Origin of the sequence: Hymenobacter metallicola (assembly GCF_004745645.1) — a bacterium.
Classification (GTDB): Bacteria; Bacteroidota; Bacteroidia; order Cytophagales; family Hymenobacteraceae; genus Hymenobacter; species Hymenobacter metallicola.
Genome location: NZ_SRMB01000002.1, coordinates 420,511 through 439,034, shown reverse-complemented (window position 1 = coordinate 439,034; position 18,524 = coordinate 420,511). Strand labels below are relative to the sequence as shown.

General features: G+C 60.2%; 14 protein-coding genes. 9 read left to right on the top strand and 5 right to left on the bottom strand.

All coding sequences use genetic code 11. The features are described 5' to 3' along the window. Positions 1-67 precede the first annotated feature (67 nt). On the top strand, positions 68-2,650 hold the full coding sequence (locus tag E5K02_RS12685) for an erythromycin esterase family protein (protein ID WP_135395151.1): 2,583 nt from the start codon (positions 68-70) through the stop codon (positions 2,648-2,650). Between the two features lie 83 nt (positions 2,651-2,733). On the opposite strand, the gene E5K02_RS12680 is transcribed toward E5K02_RS12685, so the two are convergent. Beyond that, positions 2,734-3,807, bottom strand: a complete 1,074-nt coding sequence (locus E5K02_RS12680; RefSeq protein WP_135395150.1) for a lysylphosphatidylglycerol synthase transmembrane domain-containing protein — start codon at positions 3,805-3,807, stop codon at positions 2,734-2,736. A 277-nt stretch (positions 3,808-4,084) separates the two neighbouring features. Between E5K02_RS12680 and dxs the strand changes: the two genes are divergently transcribed. The 3 genes from dxs (at position 4,085) to E5K02_RS12665 (ending at position 7,804) form a co-directional block, all read left to right on the top strand. After that, positions 4,085-6,025 carry a 1-deoxy-D-xylulose-5-phosphate synthase gene (dxs, locus tag E5K02_RS12675; protein WP_135395149.1) on the top strand — a complete coding sequence of 647 codons (1,941 nt, stop codon included), beginning with the start codon at positions 4,085-4,087 and terminating at the stop codon, positions 6,023-6,025. A 259-nt stretch (positions 6,026-6,284) separates the two neighbouring features. Continuing rightward, complete coding sequence (locus tag E5K02_RS12670; RefSeq protein ID WP_135395148.1) at positions 6,285-6,833, top strand: YceI family protein; 549 nt, start codon at positions 6,285-6,287, stop codon at positions 6,831-6,833. A gap of 206 nt (positions 6,834-7,039) precedes the next feature. Further along, complete coding sequence (locus tag E5K02_RS12665; protein WP_135395147.1) at positions 7,040-7,804, top strand: alpha/beta fold hydrolase; 765 nt, start codon at positions 7,040-7,042, stop codon at positions 7,802-7,804. A gap of 49 nt (positions 7,805-7,853) precedes the next feature. On the opposite strand, the gene E5K02_RS12660 is transcribed toward E5K02_RS12665, so the two are convergent. The 3 genes from E5K02_RS12660 to E5K02_RS12650 form a co-directional block, all read right to left on the bottom strand. After that, on the bottom strand, positions 7,854-8,366 hold the full coding sequence (locus E5K02_RS12660; protein WP_135395146.1) for a peptidase associated/transthyretin-like domain-containing protein: 513 nt from the start codon (positions 8,364-8,366) through the stop codon (positions 7,854-7,856). A gap of 166 nt (positions 8,367-8,532) precedes the next feature. After that, positions 8,533-9,015, bottom strand: a complete 483-nt coding sequence (locus E5K02_RS12655) for an energy transducer TonB (RefSeq protein ID WP_135395145.1) — start codon at positions 9,013-9,015, stop codon at positions 8,533-8,535. Between the two features lie 16 nt (positions 9,016-9,031). Next, on the bottom strand, positions 9,032-10,030 hold the full coding sequence (locus E5K02_RS12650) for an aspartate-semialdehyde dehydrogenase (protein ID WP_135395144.1): 999 nt from the start codon (positions 10,028-10,030) through the stop codon (positions 9,032-9,034). Positions 10,031-10,231: 201 nt separating this feature from the next. Here E5K02_RS12650 and E5K02_RS12645 point away from each other — a divergent pair, with 201 nt between their 5' ends. The 5 genes from E5K02_RS12645 (at position 10,232) to E5K02_RS12625 (ending at position 17,513) form a co-directional block, all read left to right on the top strand. Continuing rightward, on the top strand, positions 10,232-13,618 hold the full coding sequence (locus E5K02_RS12645) for a lamin tail domain-containing protein (RefSeq protein WP_167856385.1): 3,387 nt from the start codon (positions 10,232-10,234) through the stop codon (positions 13,616-13,618). 110 nt (positions 13,619-13,728) lie between these two features. After that, positions 13,729-15,186 (top strand): DUF1800 domain-containing protein, encoded by a 1,458-nt coding sequence (locus E5K02_RS12640; RefSeq protein ID WP_317128910.1) that lies wholly within the window; start codon positions 13,729-13,731, stop codon positions 15,184-15,186. A gap of 70 nt (positions 15,187-15,256) precedes the next feature. After that, positions 15,257-16,468 (top strand): DUF1501 domain-containing protein, encoded by a 1,212-nt coding sequence (locus E5K02_RS12635; protein WP_135395142.1) that lies wholly within the window; start codon positions 15,257-15,259, stop codon positions 16,466-16,468. A gap of 127 nt (positions 16,469-16,595) precedes the next feature. Beyond that, positions 16,596-16,994: an SPW repeat domain-containing protein gene (locus E5K02_RS12630; RefSeq protein ID WP_135395141.1), complete on the top strand. Its 399-nt coding sequence runs from the start codon at positions 16,596-16,598 to the stop codon at positions 16,992-16,994. Between the two features lie 144 nt (positions 16,995-17,138). Then, positions 17,139-17,513, top strand: coding sequence for a hypothetical protein (locus tag E5K02_RS12625; RefSeq protein WP_135395140.1), 375 nt, complete (start codon positions 17,139-17,141; stop codon positions 17,511-17,513). Between the two features lie 75 nt (positions 17,514-17,588). On the opposite strand, the gene E5K02_RS12620 is transcribed toward E5K02_RS12625, so the two are convergent. Further along, positions 17,589-18,431, bottom strand: coding sequence for a transporter (locus E5K02_RS12620; RefSeq protein WP_135395139.1), 843 nt, complete (start codon positions 18,429-18,431; stop codon positions 17,589-17,591). Positions 18,432-18,524: the final 93 nt, after the last annotated feature.

The following is an 18,524-nucleotide window of genomic DNA, read 5'->3' as shown; positions in this document are numbered from 1 at the left end:
GGTGGTCAAGGCCCGGTAAAAAGAATTAGATTAGCTCTATATTTTTTGTGACGCTTATCTATAGGGCATGTTTTTTATTTCCCGTTTGCTGGCCGCCTGCGTTCTGTGGGTGGCCTTTACTACCGCAGCTCGAGCCCAGGCTTCTTTGCCGATACACCCTGTTCGCAGCATCAGCCCCACGGATACCAGCTTGGCCGACCTGGAATTTCTGGCGCGGGAAATAGGCCAGGCGCAGGTCGTGATGCTGGGCGAGCCTACCCACGGCGAAGGGAATGTGACCGAAGCTAAAATTCGGCTGATACGCTTCCTGCAGCAGCGGCTGGGCTTTACCACCGTGGCTTTCGAAAGCGGATTCTACGAGCTGGACAAGGCCCAGCGGGAGATTTCGGCCGGCGTGCCCGTGCAAGAGGCTATTGAGGCCAGCGTGTTTCATGTGTGGACCGGCACCCAGGAGTTTCAGGCCCTGCTGCCGCTGCTGGGCAAAGGGCGGCTGCGGGTCGCGGGCTTCGATTATCAGCTCAGCGGAGCTTACCAGGAAAGCCAGTTAGAGGAGTTGGAAGCGCTGCTAAAACCCGAAAAAGGCAGCAGCGAGTTAGCCTACGACTACCTGGAAGAGTGCCTGAGTACGATGGGGGAAAACTTCCTTTTTCCGCCCACCCACCAGCTTCTGATTTTTGATGTGCAACTGGGCAAAGCCCGCCGGCTGCTGGAAAAAATTGCGGCCGGGGCCGATGCGCCGCGGCGGGAGCGGGCCACGTTCTGGCTGCAAAACCTGCGCAGCCTGCAAGCCCTGGCCCACGACTACGCCACCAACGACCCCGGCGTGCGCGACTCTACGGAGTGGACGGCCACTACCAGCAACCCGCGCGATGCCCAGATGGCCGATAATCTGCTTTGGTACGTGCGCCACCACCCTCGGGAAAAGGTGATTTGCTGGGGGGCGCTAGGGCACCTGGCCAACCAGGTGCCCGTCCTGAGTGGCGATGATGTAAAGAAATTTCGCTCGATGGGGCAGGCCGTGAAAGCCAAGTTGGGCCCGGATGCGGTGTACGTGCTGGGCACCCTGGCGGGCGGCGGCACCCACGGTTTTGGCTCCTGGGGCAAACCCCTGGCCGTGCCTCCGCCCGCTGCTGGTACGCTGGAAGCGCAGCTATTGGCCAAAGGGCAGGAGTACAGCTTCGTGAGTCTGAAGCACGATGCTCCGGGGCAAATGCTCACGACTTACGCTTTCGAGTACAAGCCACTGACGGGGCCCTGGAGTGAGGTTGTGGATGGGTTTCTGTTTCTGGCATCCGTTAACCCACCGCACGCGGCACTGGGCGCTACGGTGGCACCTGCGGCGGCTACTGCCGGCCCAGCAGGTGCCGCAACGAGTCCGCCGCGGCGTGGGTTGAACCCCGCCACCCGGCCCGTGGGCAAGGCCGGACCAGCCTTGCTGCTGACGGGCATCGTGCTCGACCGTAAAACCGCTGCTCCCGTTCCGTTTGCGACCATAGCTGTACCCAGCCGAAGCACCGGAACCATTGCCGACGCCCAGGGCCGTTTCCGGTTGCCGAGTCAGCCGGGCGAAATCGTGCAGGTCAGCAGCCTTGGCTACGAGCCGGTTGCGTTGGCGGCCCGCTCGGCGGCGGCTCCGCTGGTGGTCCAGCTTGTGCCCGCCGCCTTTGCCCTGGCTGATGTTCGGGTGAGTGCCCAGTCGCAGGACCCGCGGCGGATTATGAAAAAGGTAATTCAGGCAGTGCCTGCCAACTACGAGCGGCAAGCCTACACTGCCCGGGTCTACTCCCACCGCCGGATTACCAATTTCGATACCCTGCGCTACGAGGTAGAATATGTAAGTGACGTGCTCGACCCGGCCGGGTTCAAGGACTGGGGCGGGGGCTTCCTGATGCTGGGACCCAAACAAACCCATGTGGTGCGGGAAAAGCACGCGCTGGTACCCGACCAGGAGCCGGCCAATTGCTCGGTATACCTGGAACCCGGCCATGGCTTCTTCACGGCCGGCTCCGACCCCGTGCGCATTTCGCCCCTCTTCAAGACGGGTACGCTAGGCAAGTACCACCTGCAGCTAGACAGCATCCAGCAGCGGGGCGGTGAGACGGTCTACGTGATTCGCTTTGCCGTGAAGCGCGCGACCAATCGGGCGACGGGCATGTATCTGGTCAGTGGCTACGCCGGGAAAGTGTACGTGCGCCAGCGCGATTACGCCGTGGTGCGCTACGAAGCGTTATGGCAGGAAGACACGGTGAAGAACAATGCCATTGCCCGGAAATACCACGGTACGAAAAGTGACATTGCCCGCCTGTATTCCGACGTTTTTTCCGACCATCGTAAGGTCCACGTTGTCACGTATAAGCAGCAGGGCGACAAGGGGCGTTACCACGTGGTAAGCAGCGTAGCGCAAGCGGTGAGCATTGGCCGTCGGCTGGGCGGCAAACCGTTCTATGCCCAAAAGTCCTGCGAGGAGTATTTTACCCCACTGCCCCAGCCCGCCGCGGCCGATTTGCTGGCTGCCGAGGCAGACCCGGAGCTTCGCCGCGGAGAGCTTTGGCAGGTGGCGAAGGTGCCTTACCGGCTCCTGTTCTGGCAAAGCTACCAACGTCCGCAGCCCGCGGAACCAGCTCCGCAACTGGAAATCAGCAAACCGTAATCATTACGAGCTCACCCTTTGCAAGGAGTGACTGGGATGCTCACGCGGAAAGCCCGCCGGTTGTAGAGCTGCGCGGGTATGCTCTACCTAGCCCCAGACTGCCGCCCACGAAACACCCGGGCTACCCAACGGGGCAGGAAAACGGCCCCGAGTATCAGGTACAGGTAATACGTAACCATGCGGTAGAGCAGGACCACGAAGTTAGTCATAGTAGGCGTGCCGATAAACTTGCCGAAAAAGGTGGGGAAAGCTCCTTCGGCAATGCCGGCGCCGCCGGGCGTAATGGCAATGAGCAGGATAACCTTGTAGGTGAGGTTACGGCCAAAAATCAGCAGAAACTCGTCCCAACTCACGTGCACGAAGGCGGCAATAATGCAGCCGATAACCAGGTAGCGGGCCGTCCAGACGAAAAAGGTGGAGCCAATGGCACGCAGCCAGTAGCCGGCCCCATTGCCGCGCAGCTGGGCCGAGGCCCACACTACCTCGTTGCCGTGCTGGTAGGCCTTGGCCCGCCAGCGGCGCAGGCCCTTGATAGAAAAGAGCCGTACCAGTAGCCGTTTCACCGATTCAGGGTTCACGAAGATGGCGTAGAGCATCAGCAAGGCGTAGAGCGTTACCAGTACGTAACTCACCACAAAGGCTATTTTGAGTGTGGCCACCAAGCCGCCCTGCAAAGCCTCGTGCGGGTACAGCGCGTTGCCCGCCAGCCACACCACCAAGGGTACCGTCACGACATAGTAGAGGTTGTCGAGCAGGGCCGTCACCATCACGTAGGCCATCGACTTGCCCAGCGAAATACCTTCTTTGTTGAGAATAAAAGAGGCCACGGCCGTGCCGCCCACCGCCGAGGGCAGCACGCAGGAGGCAAATTCCCAGATCATAATTACGTCCAGGCTTTGGCGCCAGCTCAGCACTCGTTCCGAAATGTGGCGGATGCGGTAGATGTAGCCCAGGTCGCGCGCCAACAGAACGGCCAGCATGATGAGCAGCCAGTGCAGCTTGGCGTCGGCCAGCGGGGCCAGGTCGCCGGGCTGGTAGCTGCGCCAGAACATAAAACCTACCACGCTCAGCCCGATAAGCACCGGCAGGATGATGCGCGACGGTTTAAGCTTGTCGAGCAGTTGCTGCTCCTGATTGTTCTGCTGGGTGAGCGGCATAGGTGGGAGAGGGGGTGAGGCTGGCAAAAATAGGCATTAATTAAGCCTTTCGGGTTAAAGTCTGATTAAGCCCCACTAGCCAAAATCATGCTTTACTGAAGGCCTGACTCTATGGCTGAGCTGCCCGGGTCGGCGGCAGTGCCGACGAGCAACAACCGGTAGCTGCGAAAAGTCGTACCTTTGCGCGTTACAGGCGGGGAAATTTCCGAAAGGCTTAACCTTTAGGCTCCTCTGTCTGTTGCCTTGCTGAACCTCTCCTCCTTGCTCCTCTTCCAAGATGATTGTCGAACCCGGTGAACTGCTGGCGGCTATAAACTCGCCCGACGACCTTAAAAAGCTCAGTGAAGACCAGCTGGTGCAAGTCAGCCAGGAGCTTCGACAGTTCATTATCGACTCAGTGTCCATCTACGGGGGGCACTTCGGCGCCTCGCTCGGAGTGGTGGAGCTGACGGTAGCCCTACACTACGTGTTCAATACGCCCTACGACCAGCTCGTGTGGGACGTGGGGCACCAGGCTTACGGCCACAAAATCCTGACCGGGCGGCGGGAACAATTCCCTACCAACCGGCGCTACGGCGGCATGTCGGGCTTTCCCAAGCGCAAGGAGAGTGAGTACGATGCTTTCGGTGTGGGCCACAGCTCCACCAGCATCGGGGCCGCGCTGGGCATGGCCGTGGCTTCCGATTACAAAGGTGAAAAGGACCGGCAGCACATTGCCGTTATCGGCGACGGCGCCATGACGGCCGGTATGGCCTTCGAAGCTCTGAACCATGCCGGGGTGGCCAACTCCAACCTGCTGGTCATCCTCAACGACAACTGCATGAGCATCGACCCCAACGTGGGTGCGCTCAAGGAATACCTGACCGACATTACTACTTCCCGCACCTATAACAAGGTGCGCGACGAGCTGTGGAACGTGCTGGGCAAGCTCAGTAAGTTTGGCCCCAACCCCCAGCAGATTGCCCGCAAGGTAGAGTCGGCCATGAAAGCCACGCTGCTCAAGCAAAGCAACCTGTTTGAGGCCCTCAAGTTCCGCTACTTCGGCCCCGTGGATGGGCACGACGTGCAGCACCTGGCCACCATTCTAAACGACCTGAAAAGCATTCCCGGCCCCAAAATCCTGCACTGCGTGACGGTGAAGGGCAAGGGCTACGCGTTGGCCGAAAAGGATCAGACCCTGTGGCACGCCCCGGGGTTGTTCGACAAGATTACCGGCGAAATTCATAAGAAAACCTATTCCACGCCCCAGCCGCCTAAGTATCAGGATGTGTTTGGGCACACGATGGTGGAGCTGGCCAAGGAAAACGACAAGGTAATGGGCGTGACGCCCGCCATGCCGTCGGGCTGCTCGCTGAACATCATGATGAAGGCCATGCCCGACCGTGCCTTCGACGTGGGCATTGCCGAGCAGCACGCCGTGACTTTCTCGGCGGGCCTGGCTACCCAGGGCCTGGTGCCGTTCTGCAATATCTACTCGTCGTTCATGCAGCGCGCCTACGACCAGGTGCTGCACGACGTGGCGTTGCAGAATCTGAACGTGGTGTTCTGCCTCGACCGGGCTGGTTTTGCCGGCGCCGACGGCCCCACCCACCACGGCTGCTACGACATTGCCTACATGCGCTGCATCCCGAACATGGTGGTAGCCGCCCCTATGAATGAGGAGGAGCTGCGCAACCTGATGTACACGGCCCAGCTGCCCGACATGGGCCCCTTCACGATCCGCTACCCCCGTGGCGAAGGCGTGATGCCCGAGTGGCGCACTCCGTTCAAGAAAATTGCCGTGGGCACGGGCCGCGTGGTGCGCGAAGGCGAAGGCGTGGCTATTCTGAGCATTGGCCACATCGGCAACTACGCCGTGAAAGCTACGCAGCAGCTGGCCGCCGAAGGCCTGAACGTGGGGCACTTCGACATGCGCTTTGCCAAGCCCCTCGACGAGGAACTGCTGGCCGCCGCCTTGAGCAAGTACAAAGCTATTGTCACGGTGGAAGACGGCTGCCTGCCTGGGGGCTTCGGCGCCGCGGTGCTGGAGTTCATGGCCGACCACGGCTACGCGGTGCCCGTGAAGCGCCTCGGCATCCCGGACCGGGTAGTCGAGCACGGTACCCAGGATGAGCTCTACAAAGAGTGCGGCTTCGATGCCGACGGTATTGCCGCCGCTGTGCGCGAGATGCACGGCAAGGTAGTCGCCAAAGCCGCTGTAGAAACGGTGGTTCTGTAGAAAGCAGCAGCTTCTTTTTTTAAGGCCCCACTGGATTCGTCCGGTGGGGCTTTTTATGTGCCTGTGGAGGAGCAAAGGATAGTGTGAACAGGACGGCGAAAATGAAAGCGGATGAACGAAATAAAAATAAATGATGTAGGTACATTGATGTATGTACACTAGTTGTATATTTGCAGCATCACTCAGCCGCCGGGAGCTTCGGCGCCTACGGCTGAACCAGTTTTAACCCGAAATCAACAACCCCCAATTTCACCGCATCATGGCCACTACCACTTGGGTTCTCGACCCTACGCACTCCGAAGTTCAGTTCAAAATCAAGCACCTGGTTATTTCGACCGTTACGGGCTCGTTCAAGAAGTTTGAAGGCAAAGCCGTGACCGAAAATGACAGCTTCGAGCACGCCCAGGTAACCTTCTCGTTGGATGTACACAGCATCGACACCAACCAGGAGCAGCGCGATGAGCACCTGCGCAACAACGACTTCTTCGACGTGGCTACCTACCCCCAGATTACCTTCGTATCGACGGGCCTGACCAAGACCGGCGACGACACCTACAAGCTGCTCGGCAACCTGACGGTGAAGGACGTGACCAAGCCCGTGACCCTCGACGTGGAGTACGGCGGCACCGCCACCGACTTCTACGGCAACGAGAAGGCCGGCTTTGAAGTAACCGGCAAAATCAACCGCAAGGAGTTCGGCCTGACCTTCCACGCCGTAACCGAAGCCGGTTCTATCGTGCTCGGCGACGATGTGAAGCTGTTTGCCAACGTACAGTTTGTGAAGCAGCAGGCCGAAGTAACGGCCTAAGTATAGAGGAATCCGGACCTAAGCCGGCGGATCTGCCCTGTTGGTTTAGCGCCGCCCCACCGATATAATTCCCGAAGCCGAGGTAGCCTGTGCTGCTTCGGCTTCCTTGCGTTTGGGGCGTAGAGAAGCATATTTGCGTCTCAGTCGTTGAACGACACTCCTTGGGGCCGCCCGTCCGCGTCGCTACCTCGTTCTTATTTCTCCTTATGCCTACCCAACCTACCCTTGTCTTCCTCCACGGCTTTGCCGAAAGCCGCGAAATCTGGTCCGACTTCTGCCGCGACTTTCCCGACCAATACCGCATCATCACCCTCAACCTGCTCGGGCACGGCACCAACATCCACGACGTGCGCGACTACTCCATGGAAGCCCAGGCCCGCTACATTGCCGAGAAGCTACACAGTGCCGGCGTCGATAAGGCCCTGCTGGTGGGCCACAGCATGGGCGGCTACGCGGCCCTGGCCTTTGCCGAGCGGTGGCCCGAGCGGGTGGCCGGCCTGTGCCTGCTCAACTCCTCGGCCTACGCCGACTCCGAAGAGAAAAAGGCCAACCGCGAAAAGAACGTGGCCTTCGTGGAGCGGCACGGGGTGGAGAAGTTTATGGAATCCTTTATCCGGCCCTTGTTTGCGCCCGTGCACCGCGAGGCCATGAGCGCCCAGCGGGAGTTTCTGGAGGAAATCGGCAAGGCCACGCCCCCGGAAACCATCGTGGGCGGCATGCGGGCCATGGCCGCCCGCCCCGACCGAACCAAACTCCTGCGGGCGGCTAAGTTTCCGGTATTGCTTATTGCCGGCAAGGAGGATGTAGCCGTACCGCTGGAGCAGTCGGTGGCCCAGGCTCACCTGGCCCCGGTAAGCTACGCCCTGTTTCTGGCCGATGTAGGGCACTTGGCCTACTACGAAAAGCCCGCCGAAACCCGCCGCGCCGTGCTCGACTTTGCCGGGGCCGTGTTTCAACTGCCGCAAGCATAAAAAAAGGCGCCGAATCCTCGGCGCCTTTTTTTATGCTTGCTTTCGGAGCTTACTGCTTCGAGGGCAGCGGCTCCATTTTCTCCCGCAGGGGCAGCGGCACGTCTTCGATAGACACAATTTGCAGGCTGTTCTCCATGGAAGGAGCCATGCCTTGACCACCGGTTACGAGTACGCCCTGTACTTCCTTGTCGGTGATGCGGTACATGGCGCCCGTCAGCGGGTCGACGATGAGCAGACCGATAAAGCCCCCGAACAGCAGGTTGCCGATGTACCAACCGTTGAAGTCGGCGCTGATGGTCGTGGTTTTGGTTTCGTAACCCGGCATGGAAAACTTAATCGTGTACTCCTGCTTCTTGAAGTAGCCGGCGCCGGGCTTCAGGGGCACGGCCATGGGCGTTACGCCATTGAACACTTCTTTGCCGTCGATATCGGTAACGGTAAAAGTAGCGCCCGGAGGCTGGCTGGAAATAGCTACGGGGTAGCGCGACTTGCTGACAATAGTAGCACAGCTGTTGCCTAGCAGCAAGGTAGCGGCCAGGGCTAAGGGTAGCGTTAGACGCATAAAAAAGAAGAAAAAAGAGGGATAAAATAAAAAAATGCGGCCGGGGAGCGAGTCCACAAAGAAGCGGCAGCGAAAGATACTTCTTTCACTGCCGCTTGCCAAAGTTGAGCTTCAAGTGGTACCGGTAGTTGCGGAACGACCGGAAGATTGTTCTAAAAAAAGTCACTCAGTGGGTAGTGCTGTCGGGCTTGAGCGCGGCTCGCTCGGCTAGAATCTGCTCCACGTTGGGCGGTAGGCGGAAGCCTATGGGAATCGTAAAAGCTACGCGCACCGGGCGGCCTAACTGCTTACCTGGAGTAAAGGGGGGTAACTGTTTTACAACTCGCATAGCTTCAGAGTCTAGCAAAGGATGAATACCTCTAATGAGTTTAACATCTTCTACCGCACCTGAAGCGCCGACCACAAAGCCAACAAACACCTTTCCCTCCAGGCGCTGCCGTAAAGCATCGGTTGGATAATAGATGTTACTGCCAATAGTATGATAAAGGCCTTGCTGTCCGCCAGGAAACACTGGCTGCTGCTCTACATAGATAAAAACCTTGTCTCCTAACCGTGTGGTGTCAGGTGCAAAAGAAGCAATTGCTTGTGCCGAGGCACCAGCTGGAATTAAGAGACTAATTAATGCAGGCAACAGCAGACCGTGTTTCATGAAAAGCAGGCTGAAACTAGCTGGGCAGCAAACCCAGCTTCACCATGTGCTCGGCAATCTGCACGGCGTTGGTGGCCGCCCCCTTGCGCAGGTTGTCGGCTACCACCCACATGTTCAGGGTGCGGGGCTGGCTTTCGTCGCGGCGCAGGCGGCCCACCAGCACGCTGTCTTTGCCGTGGGCGTCCTTGGGCATGGGGTAGCTGTTCTGGGCCACATCGTCCACGACTTCCACCCCCTCGGTTTCGCGTAGCAGGCGGTACACTTCGGGCAGCTCAAATTCCTGCGCAAACTCCACGTTCACCGACTCCGAGTGCCCGCCCATGACGGGGATGCGCACAGCGGTAGCCGTTACCTGAATGGAGTCGTCGCCGAGAATTTTCTTGGTTTCCTTCACCATCTTCATTTCCTCTTTGGTGTAGCCGTTGTCCTCGAACACGTCGATGTGGGGCAGCACGTTCAGGTCGATGCGGTGGGGGTAAGCCGGGTTGCTGGCCGTCTGGCCGGCGCGCTCCTCCAGGAGCTGGTCTACGGCCTTTTTGCCGGTGCCCGTCACGCTCTGGTAGGTGCTCACCACGATGCGCTTGATTTTGAACGCCTCGTGCAGCTTGTGCAACGAGAGGACCATCTGAATGGTGGAGCAGTTGGGGTTGGCAATAATTTTGTCCGCGGGCGTGAGCTCCTTGGCGTTGATTTCGGGTACGACCAGCTTCTTGGTGGGGTCCATGCGCCAGGCCGAGGAGTTGTCGATTACCACGGTGCCGACTTCGGCAAAGCGCGGGGCCTGCTCTTTGGAAGTGCTGCCGCCGGCCGAGAAAATGGCCACGTCGGGGCGGGCTGCAATGGCGTCGTCCATGCTGATGACGTGGTAGGTTTTGCCCTGGAACTCAATGGGCAGGCCCACGGATTTTTCCGAGGCAACGGGCAACAACTCGGTGACCGGGAAATTTCGCTCGGCCAGCACTTTCAACATTTCGCCCCCGACCAGGCCGGTGGCACCTACTACGGCTACTTTCATGGCAATAAGAGAAAAAAAGCGTCAGCCAGCTGGGCTGTACGCATGGCAAATGTCGCGAAAAGCAAGTTACTTAGGCAGTTCGTGCACTTGCGAAGATGCACTGCCTTCCGGCTTTTTTACAAACCTACTATGCAGATAACTTCTACCATAACAAGAATATTCCGGGCGTTAGATTTTAAAGGCAGAATTATCCTTCTTCTGGTGGCGGTGCTCGGCCTGCCGGGCCCCGCGGCGCGGGCCCAACTCATCGAAAGCTTTACCGACGGCAACTTTACCCAAAGCCCCGAGTGGATTGGCGGTACGGCTGATTTTCAGGTGAATACAGCCCTGCAACTGCAAAGCAACGGCCCGGCCGTAACCCCCAGCAACACCCACTTGGTAACGGCCAGCCTGAATGCCACGGGGACTACCTGGGAGTTTTGGGCCAACCTGCGCCTGGCTACTTCCGGCTCTAACTACGCCGAGGTGTGGCTGGTTTCGGACCTGGCCGATGTGCGGGCCACGGCCAACAAGGGCTATTTCGTGCGCCTGGGAGGTACCGATGATGAGGTTTCCTTGTTTCGCAAAAATGCCAATACCACGGCCGCAGTTATCATCGATGGGCAGAACGCCACGCTCAGCTCGACAACCAACAACCTGGTCCGGGTGCGGGTGACGCGCTCCGTGCAGAACGTCTGGACCCTGGAGCGCGACCTGACCGGCGGCCAGAATTTTACCGCTGAAGGCACCGTGACGGACGCCACCCATCAGCGCAGCAACTACTTCGGGGTAGCCTTGACCTACTCGGCCACCAACAACCGCAACTTCTACTTCGACGACTTCCGCATCACCGATAATGATGCGCCGCTGTTGCAAAGCGCCAGTATCGTGGGGGCCCGGCAGGTAGATGTGCTCTTCAACGAACCCGTATTTCTGCCCCGCGCCACCGATTTTCAACTCAACGCCGGGGCTCCCGCCGTGCTGAGTGCCGTGCGCGATGCCGCCGATTTGGGTTTGGTGCACCTCACGCTGGCGGCCGACTTGCTGCCGGGTACCAACACGCTGACGGTAGTGCGCGTGGCCGACCTGATTTCCCGAAGCGCAGGCCCTTATACGACAACCCTGACGTATACGCCCCCGGCGGCCGCGCCGGGCTACTACCAGCTGCTCATCACCGAAATTCTGGCCGATGAGCTGCCGGTGGTCGGGCTGCCGGCCTCCGAGTTTGTTGAAATCCACAACCCCTCGGCGACCCAAGCCCTGGACCTGGGCGGGGTGCGGCTGCTGCGCACGTCCAGCACTGCTCCGCCCGCCGTGTTTCCGGCCGGGGCCCAGCTACTGCCGGGCGAGTATGCCGTGGTCTGCGGCAGCACCCGCGTTAGCCAGTTTGCGGCCTACGGCAAAGTGTTTGGCCTGAGCAACTTCCCGTCCTTGACCAATGCCGGCGACGAGCTGCTGTTGCGCGGGCGCGACGGACGGACCGTATTCGAAGTGCGCTACGCCGATGCCTGGTATGGCAACGCAACCAAGAAGGAGGGAGGCTGGACGCTGGAAATGATTAACACCGGTAACCCCTGCGCGGGTGCCGCCAACTGGACGGCCAGCACCGACCCCAGTGGCGGCACGCCCGGCCGGGCCAATTCGGTGCGCACCACCAACCCCGACCGCACCGCGCCCCTGCTGCGCCGGGCCACCGTGGTCAGCGCCACCGTGGTGCGGCTGGAATTCGACGAGAAGCTCGACAGCGTGCAGGTGGCCGACCCGGCTCTATATAGCATGCAGCCCGGCCTGACCATTCAGCGGGTGACGCCGGTGCCCTACGATTTTCGGGCGGTGGAGCTGACGCTGGCAAGCCCGCTGGCCCCGGCCCAGGTGTACACTGCTACCGTGCAGCGCGCCGTCGACTGCGTAGGCAATGCTACCGGGGCCGCTGCTGCCGTCACGTTTGGTTTGCCTGCGGTGCCAACCGCCGGGCAGGTGCTCATCACCGAAATTCTGGCCGATGAAACGCCAGTGGTGGGCTTGCCGGCCTCTGAATACCTGGAAATTCACAACCCGACCACCCGCATTCTGGACCTGGGCGGCGTGCGCCTGCTGAAGCCCGGCAGCAGCAGTGCCGCCGTGTTTCCGGACACGACACGCCTGCAGCCGGGCCAGTATGCGGTAGTGTGCAGCAGTACCCGTACGGCCTTGTTTGCCCGCTACGGCACCGTGTTTGGCCTGAGCAACTTCCCTAGCCTGTCGAACGACGGCGACCAGCTGGTGCTACGGGCCCGCGACGGCCGCACGTTGTTTGAAATAAGCTACTCCAGCACCTGGTACAAGGATGCCGCTAAGAAAGAAGGCGGCTGGGCCCTGGAAATGGTGGATACCGCCAACCCCTGCGGCGGTATCGAAAACTGGACGGCCAGCACCGACGCCAGTGGCGGCACCCCGGGCCGGGCCAACTCGGTGCGGGCCGGCAACCCCGACCGGACGGCCCCCACGCTGCTGCGGGCGGTGGCCATCAGCCCCACGCTCGTGCGGCTGTTTTTCGGGGAGAAGCTCGACAGCGTAGCCGCGGCCAACCCTGGGCTCTACACGCTGAGCAACGGGGTGCGCGTGGTGCAGGTGGCGCCAGCCGGCCCCGACTTCCGAACGGTAGATCTGGCCCTGGGCTCGGCTTTGACCGCCAGCCAGACGCTTACCGTGTCGGTGCAGCGCGCCACCGACTGCGCCGGCAATGCCACCGGGGCCGCAGCTACGGCTAGTTTTGGCTTGCCCTCGGCGCCAACAGAAAATGATGTGGTCGTCAACGAAATCCTCTTCAACCCCCGCACCGGCGGCGTCGATTTCGTAGAGCTGATTAACCGCTCCGCCAAGTACCTGAACCTGCAGGGCTGGGAGCTGGGCAGTCTGACGGCCAGCAGCCTTGCTACCGAACCCATCAGTACCGGGCCCTACGTGCTGGTACCCGGCCAGCTGGTAGTGCTGACCACCCGGCCCGACGTGGTGCAGAGTCAGTATCCCACCCACGACCCGGCCGCTTTTCTGGCTATGCCCGCCCTGCCTACTTTCCCCGACGATGAAGGCACGGTAGTGGTGTTCGACTCGCAGAAGCGCCTTGTGGACCGCTACGCCTACACCGCTGCCCAGCACCTGGCCCTGCTCGATTCCAAGGATGGGGTGTCGTTGGAGCGCATCCGCACCGATGGGCCGAGTGTGGCCAGCAACTTCCACTCGGCTGCCAGCACCGTGGGCTATGCCACTCCGGGCCGCCGCAACTCGCAGTACCAAGACGACCCCGGGGGAGACAAGCTCTTCAGGCTCGAGCCCGAAGTATTCACGCCCGACGCCGACGGCCAGCAGGACTTTACTACCCTCAACTACACCGTGGACCAGCCCGGTTACGCCACCAGCATCACCGTCTACGACGCCCAGGGGCGGCTGGCCCGGCGCCTGGTGCGCAATGAAAGCCTGGCCACGACCGGCTTTTTCCAGTGGGACGGCCTCAACGACCAGGGCCGCAAGGTGCCCGTGGGCTACTACATCCTGCACATCGAGCTGCTACGCCCCAGCGGGGAAAAGCAGGACTACAAGAAAACGGTAGTGGTAGGAGCGCGCTTTTAAGCTCGAAGCCTAGCAGGCAAGGTGTTGCTTGAGGTTCGGCGCTGAGCCCGAGCAGAAACGTCGGGCGGGTCGGGGATTAAACCCTTGGTTCAGAAACGCGTCCAACCAGCATGATGAACCAGCAGCAACTGCAGCATTTGTACTGGCGCGCCGGCTTCGGGCCGCGGCCGGCCGACGTGGCCGCCAACCTGAGCCCGCGCAAGGCGCTGCGGCAGCTGCTGCGCGACTCTGCCACCGTGGAGCCGTTGCAGGGCCCCCAAATGCAGGCGGCCGAAATGCAGGCCATGCCCCCAGCGCCTACCCCCGATCTGCGCCAGGACCCCCAGGCGCCGGCTCTGCGGAAAGGGGAGCTGACCCCGGCCCAGCGCAAAGAGCAGAACCGCCAGATCCGGGAGGCATTTTACGAAATGAACACGGGCTGGCTGGCCCGTATGGCAACTTCGCCGGCCCAGCTGCGCGAAAAGCTGACGTTCTTCTGGCACGGCCACTTCGCCTGCCGGGTGCGCCGCCCCGCTGCCGCCCTGCAGCTCAACAATACGCTGCGCCGCCTGGCCCTAGGCAAGTTTGGCGACTTGCTGCTGGCCGTGTCGAAAGAGCCGGCCATGCTGCAGTTTCTGAACAATCAGCAGAACCGCAAGCAGCGCCCCAACGAGAACTTCGCCCGGGAGGTCATGGAGCTGTTTACCATGGGGCGCGGGCACTACTCGGAGCAGGACGTGAAGGAAGCCGCCCGGGCCTTCACCGGCTGGAGCTACGATGCCCAGGGGCAATTCACGTTCCGGGAACGACAGCACGACGCCGGCCCGAAAACCTTTCTGGGCCGCACCGGCAACTTTGGCGGGGAAGACATCCTGAACATCATCCTGGAGCAACCCCAGACCGCCGAGTTTCTAACCACGAAGCTCTATCGGTTCTTTGTGAATGACACGCCCAACCCAGCCCATATTCAGCCCCTGGCCCGGGCGTTCTTCCAGAGCAACTACGACATTCAGGACCTGGTGGAGCGTCTGTTTTCGGCCGACTGGTTTTACGATGCCGCCCACGTGGGCACCCGCATTAAGTCGCCTATTGAGCTGCTGGCGGGCATAAAGCGCACCCTGGGCGTGGAGCTGCCGGACAAACGCCCGCTGATTGTCTTTCAAAAAGCCTTGGGCCAGACTTTGTTTGAGCCCCCAAACGTGGCGGGCTGGGCCGGGGGGCGCACCTGGATAGACTCCTCGACGCTACTCTTTCGCCTGCAACTACCGCAGGTGCTGCTCCGGAATGCCGAAATCAGCATTTCCCTCAAAGAAGACGAAAACGACCTCGACCCCCAGGTAGCCCGCTCTGCTCGCACTTTTCGCCAGCAGGTGCAGGCCCAGGCCAAGCTGGCCCCGCTGGGTCTGCTGCTAGCCAACACGCCCGAAGCCCAGCAGCCCGCCGAGCTAAGCCGGTTTCTGTTGCAGGCTCCTATCCGACCCGATAATCTGCAGCTGGTGCAGCAAGCAGCCCGGCAAGCTCCGGCTGATGGGCGGCTGCGCACGATGGTGACCAGCCTGCTCAGCCTGCCCGAATACCAGTTGATGTAAGGGCGTTTTCACTTATAGAGCGTCAGGCCGAGTGCCGCCGCGGCCTGACGCTCAAAACTCAATGCTACCCATGTCCACTTCCCGCCGCGACTTTCTGAAAACTTCGGTACTGGCCAGCTCCCTGTTGTTTGTGCCCAAATTTCTGCACGCCCTCGATGCGCAGGGCGTGCAGCAGCTGCGCCATTCCAACGGCAAGCGGCTGGTGGTGGTACAGCTCGGCGGCGGCAACGACGGCCTGAATATGGTGGTGCCTTTCCGCAACGACCTGTACTATAAGGCCCGCCCCACCCTAGGCATCCGGGAGCAAACTGGCATCCTGACCCTGGACAAAGATCTGGGCTTCAACCCGGCTATGGCCCAGCTTAAGGCGCTCTACGACCAAGGCCAAGTGGCCGTGCTCAACAGCGTGGGCTACCCCAACCCCGACCGGTCCCACTTTCGCTCGATGGACATTTGGCAGAGTGGCTCGGCCGCCGACCAGTACGTGACGACAGGCTGGCTGGGCCGCTACCTCGACTCGGACTGCAAGGGCTGCGCCGTGCCTTACAACGGCCTGGAAGTAGACGACACCCTGAGCCTGGCGATGAAAGGCGAACTACGCAAAGGGCTGGCTCTGAAAAATCCGGAGAAATTTCACCAGATAACTCAGAACCGGTTTATCCGGCAAGTCAACAGCGGTGGCAGCAACGGCAGCGGCTCGGAGCTGGACTACCTCTACAAGACCCTGGCCGAAACGGCTTCCTCCGCCGACTACCTTTACCAGACCTCCAAGGTGTATAAGTCGGCCGTGGCCTACCCCAACACCGAGTTTGGCAAAAACCTCAAAACCACCGCAGAACTGATTAATTCCGGTATCGAGTCGCGGGTGTTCTACGTCTCGCTCACCGGCTTCGATACCCACGTGCGCCAGCAAGAGCAGCAGGGCAAGCTGCTCGGCGACTTGTCGGGCGGGCTGGGGGCTTTCGTGGAAGACCTGCAGAAAAATGGGCAGCTCAACGACACCCTGATTCTGGTGTTTTCTGAATTCGGCCGCCGCGTTACGCAGAATGCCAGCAACGGCACCGACCACGGCACGGCCAACAATGTGCTGCTGCTGGGCGGCGGGCTGCGGCAGCCGGGCATCGTGAACGACGCGCCGGATTTGCTTAATCTGGACCAGGGCGACCTGAAGTATCAGCTCGACTTCCGCAGCGTGTACGCCACCATCCTGCGCGACTGGCTGGGGGCCGACGACAAAGCCATTCTAGGCAGTGAGTTTCGGCGACTTGCCGGGCTGGTGTAGCTGATCTGTGTAGGGTGATAAGCTCATCTATTAATTATATTTTTTATTAGCTCAACAATATCTTTTCGTTTTAAGGGGCGTAAAAAAGCGCAGTTACTACCACTTCCAACCCTTAAAACTTCGCACCATGAAAGTTATATCACCTCGCGTCCACGGGATGCTCGACTACGGAACCATCCTGTTGTTTGCCCTGGCCCCCACGCTCTTCGACCTCGACGGCACCTACGCCACGGTCTGCTACATCCTGGCGGCCGGCTACCTGGTCGTTACCCTGCTGACCGACTTCCCCATGGGTATGGCCCATCTGATTTCTTTCCCCATGCACGGCTGGCTGGAGCTGATTAGCGGTATTGCCCTGTTGGCGGCTCCCTTCCTGTTTGGCTTTGCCGATGACAACGAAACGGCCCGCAATTTCTTCATGGCTATGGGCGCCCTTTTCGTGGGCAGCTGGATGCTGACCGACTGGCGGGCCGATACCCACACCCAGACTCATGGTCATGGCACGATGATGCCCAACCATCACTAAGCAGCTAGTTGAGCGCCTAAAAAAGCCCGGTTTTACTCGTGAAACCGGGCTTTGTTGTGTATAACAAAATGAAGGTCAACAGTATCCTTGCAAGGTGGCCGGCGTAAAGAAGCCTACTTCGCTCCACTCTAATCCTAACTAGCTATGAAAATTCTCTCACCTGCGGCCCATGGTGTTATCGATATCAGCTTTATCACCTTTGTGGCCCTGGCCCCGGTTATGTTCGACCTGGAGCCACCCATCGACACGGCTTGCTTTGTTCTGGCCGGGGGCTACTTGCTGGTCACGCTGCTCACCGATTTTCGCCTGGGCTTGCTGCGCCTAATTCCCTTCCCGGTGCACGGCTGGCTCGATTTGCTTACCGGTCTGGCCCTGGCCGCAGCCCCGTTTCTGTTCCGCTTCCGGACCGGCAGCGCCGAATTTAATCTGTTTCTGGGCCTGGGTATTTTCTCCATCATCGTCTGGTTTATCACCGACTGGAAAGCCCAAACCCGCTCCCTGATGACCGACCCGGGCTAAGTCCAGTTGCTTTGCTGCCCATACAAAAGCCCCCTCTTTCCGGAGGGGGCTTTTGTTTTTGGACGGGTTAGCTAGTTACCGACGGAAACTAACGCCCAGAAAGTACTCATGGTCACTGTCGCGGGTCAGGGCCAGGTGGGTACCGAAGTCCAGAATCAGGTTGTCGCTCAGGTGAAGCTGGGGGCCGACGTTGAACGAGGCCTGCCAGGCATCCTGCCGCGTATTCCAGATGCCCACTACTTCGCCGAAGGCCGAGAGAAACTCCGAAAACTCGTAGTCGACGGCCGTGCTGGGCGCCAGCATCAGGTAGCGCTGCTCTGCCTGCTGGTCGTAGTCCAGGTCGGAGCGTAGCTGGAATTGTAGGTTGAACTTCTTGCTGAAATCGTGGCTGTAAGGCACAATGAAGCCATATTCGGTTACGCTGTTGCCCACGGTTTTGCCCACCGGCAACCGCACGAAGCCAATGACGGCCAGGGCATCGGGTTTGCCGTCTTCGCCCAGAAAGGTATGCTTCACCCGCAGCGTCAGGTCGCCGAAGCCCCGGTGCTTCTCCTGGGGCTGGTCATCGTCCCACTCTTTCTCTATCGAGTAGGAGTCCAGTTCGGCCTGCACATCGGTACGGGTTGTGATGCCCAGCTTCAGCAAGGCATGATTCAGGTAGAAATTCCGCTCGTGGTGGTGGTCTTCCCGCTTGTTTATCAGCCGCAGCAAGTCGCTTTCTATCTGAAAATGGCCCGGGTCGACGGTAAACGGGCTTTCGGAAAAGCCCGGCCGGTCGGGCCGCAGCTCCCGCATCATGTTGCGGGGCGTCGGATGAAACAAATTGTAACCGGCTTTGGCCGTAATGGAATCCTTATTCTGGGCCGCCGCCCAAAAAGGAAGTACTAGTGTGGTTAGGAGTAGAGCGCAGAACTTCATAGTGCGGAGAGAAATTGTACTATTCAGCCCGCATACGTAGAATAAGCTCTTCAGGTCCGCCTTTTTTTGGAATCCTTCCTGGGGGCTGGGCTA

What these genes read in the sequence shown, in the direction of transcription:
- E5K02_RS12665 (WP_135395147.1), top strand. Translation starts at nt 7,040, where the DNA reads ATGCCTACCCAACCTACCCTTGTCTTCCTCCACGGCTTTGCCGAAAGC.
- E5K02_RS12650 (WP_135395144.1), bottom strand. Translation starts at nt 10,030, where the DNA reads ATGAAAGTAGCCGTAGTAGGTGCCACCGGCCTGGTCGGGGGCGAAATG.
- E5K02_RS12640 (WP_317128910.1), top strand. Translation starts at nt 13,729, where the DNA reads ATGATGAACCAGCAGCAACTGCAGCATTTGTACTGGCGCGCCGGCTTC.
- E5K02_RS12655 (WP_135395145.1), bottom strand. Translation starts at nt 9,015, where the DNA reads ATGAAACACGGTCTGCTGTTGCCTGCATTAATTAGTCTCTTAATTCCA.
- E5K02_RS12625 (WP_135395140.1), top strand. Translation starts at nt 17,139, where the DNA reads ATGAAAATTCTCTCACCTGCGGCCCATGGTGTTATCGATATCAGCTTT.
- E5K02_RS12620 (WP_135395139.1), bottom strand. Translation starts at nt 18,431, where the DNA reads ATGAAGTTCTGCGCTCTACTCCTAACCACACTAGTACTTCCTTTTTGG.
- E5K02_RS12635 (WP_135395142.1), top strand. Translation starts at nt 15,257, where the DNA reads ATGTCCACTTCCCGCCGCGACTTTCTGAAAACTTCGGTACTGGCCAGC.
- E5K02_RS12670 (WP_135395148.1), top strand. Translation starts at nt 6,285, where the DNA reads ATGGCCACTACCACTTGGGTTCTCGACCCTACGCACTCCGAAGTTCAG.
- E5K02_RS12630 (WP_135395141.1), top strand. Translation starts at nt 16,596, where the DNA reads ATGAAAGTTATATCACCTCGCGTCCACGGGATGCTCGACTACGGAACC.
- E5K02_RS12680 (WP_135395150.1), bottom strand. Translation starts at nt 3,807, where the DNA reads ATGCCGCTCACCCAGCAGAACAATCAGGAGCAGCAACTGCTCGACAAG.
- dxs (WP_135395149.1), top strand. Translation starts at nt 4,085, where the DNA reads ATGATTGTCGAACCCGGTGAACTGCTGGCGGCTATAAACTCGCCCGAC.
- E5K02_RS12660 (WP_135395146.1), bottom strand. Translation starts at nt 8,366, where the DNA reads ATGCGTCTAACGCTACCCTTAGCCCTGGCCGCTACCTTGCTGCTAGGC.
- E5K02_RS12685 (WP_135395151.1), top strand. Translation starts at nt 68, where the DNA reads ATGTTTTTTATTTCCCGTTTGCTGGCCGCCTGCGTTCTGTGGGTGGCC.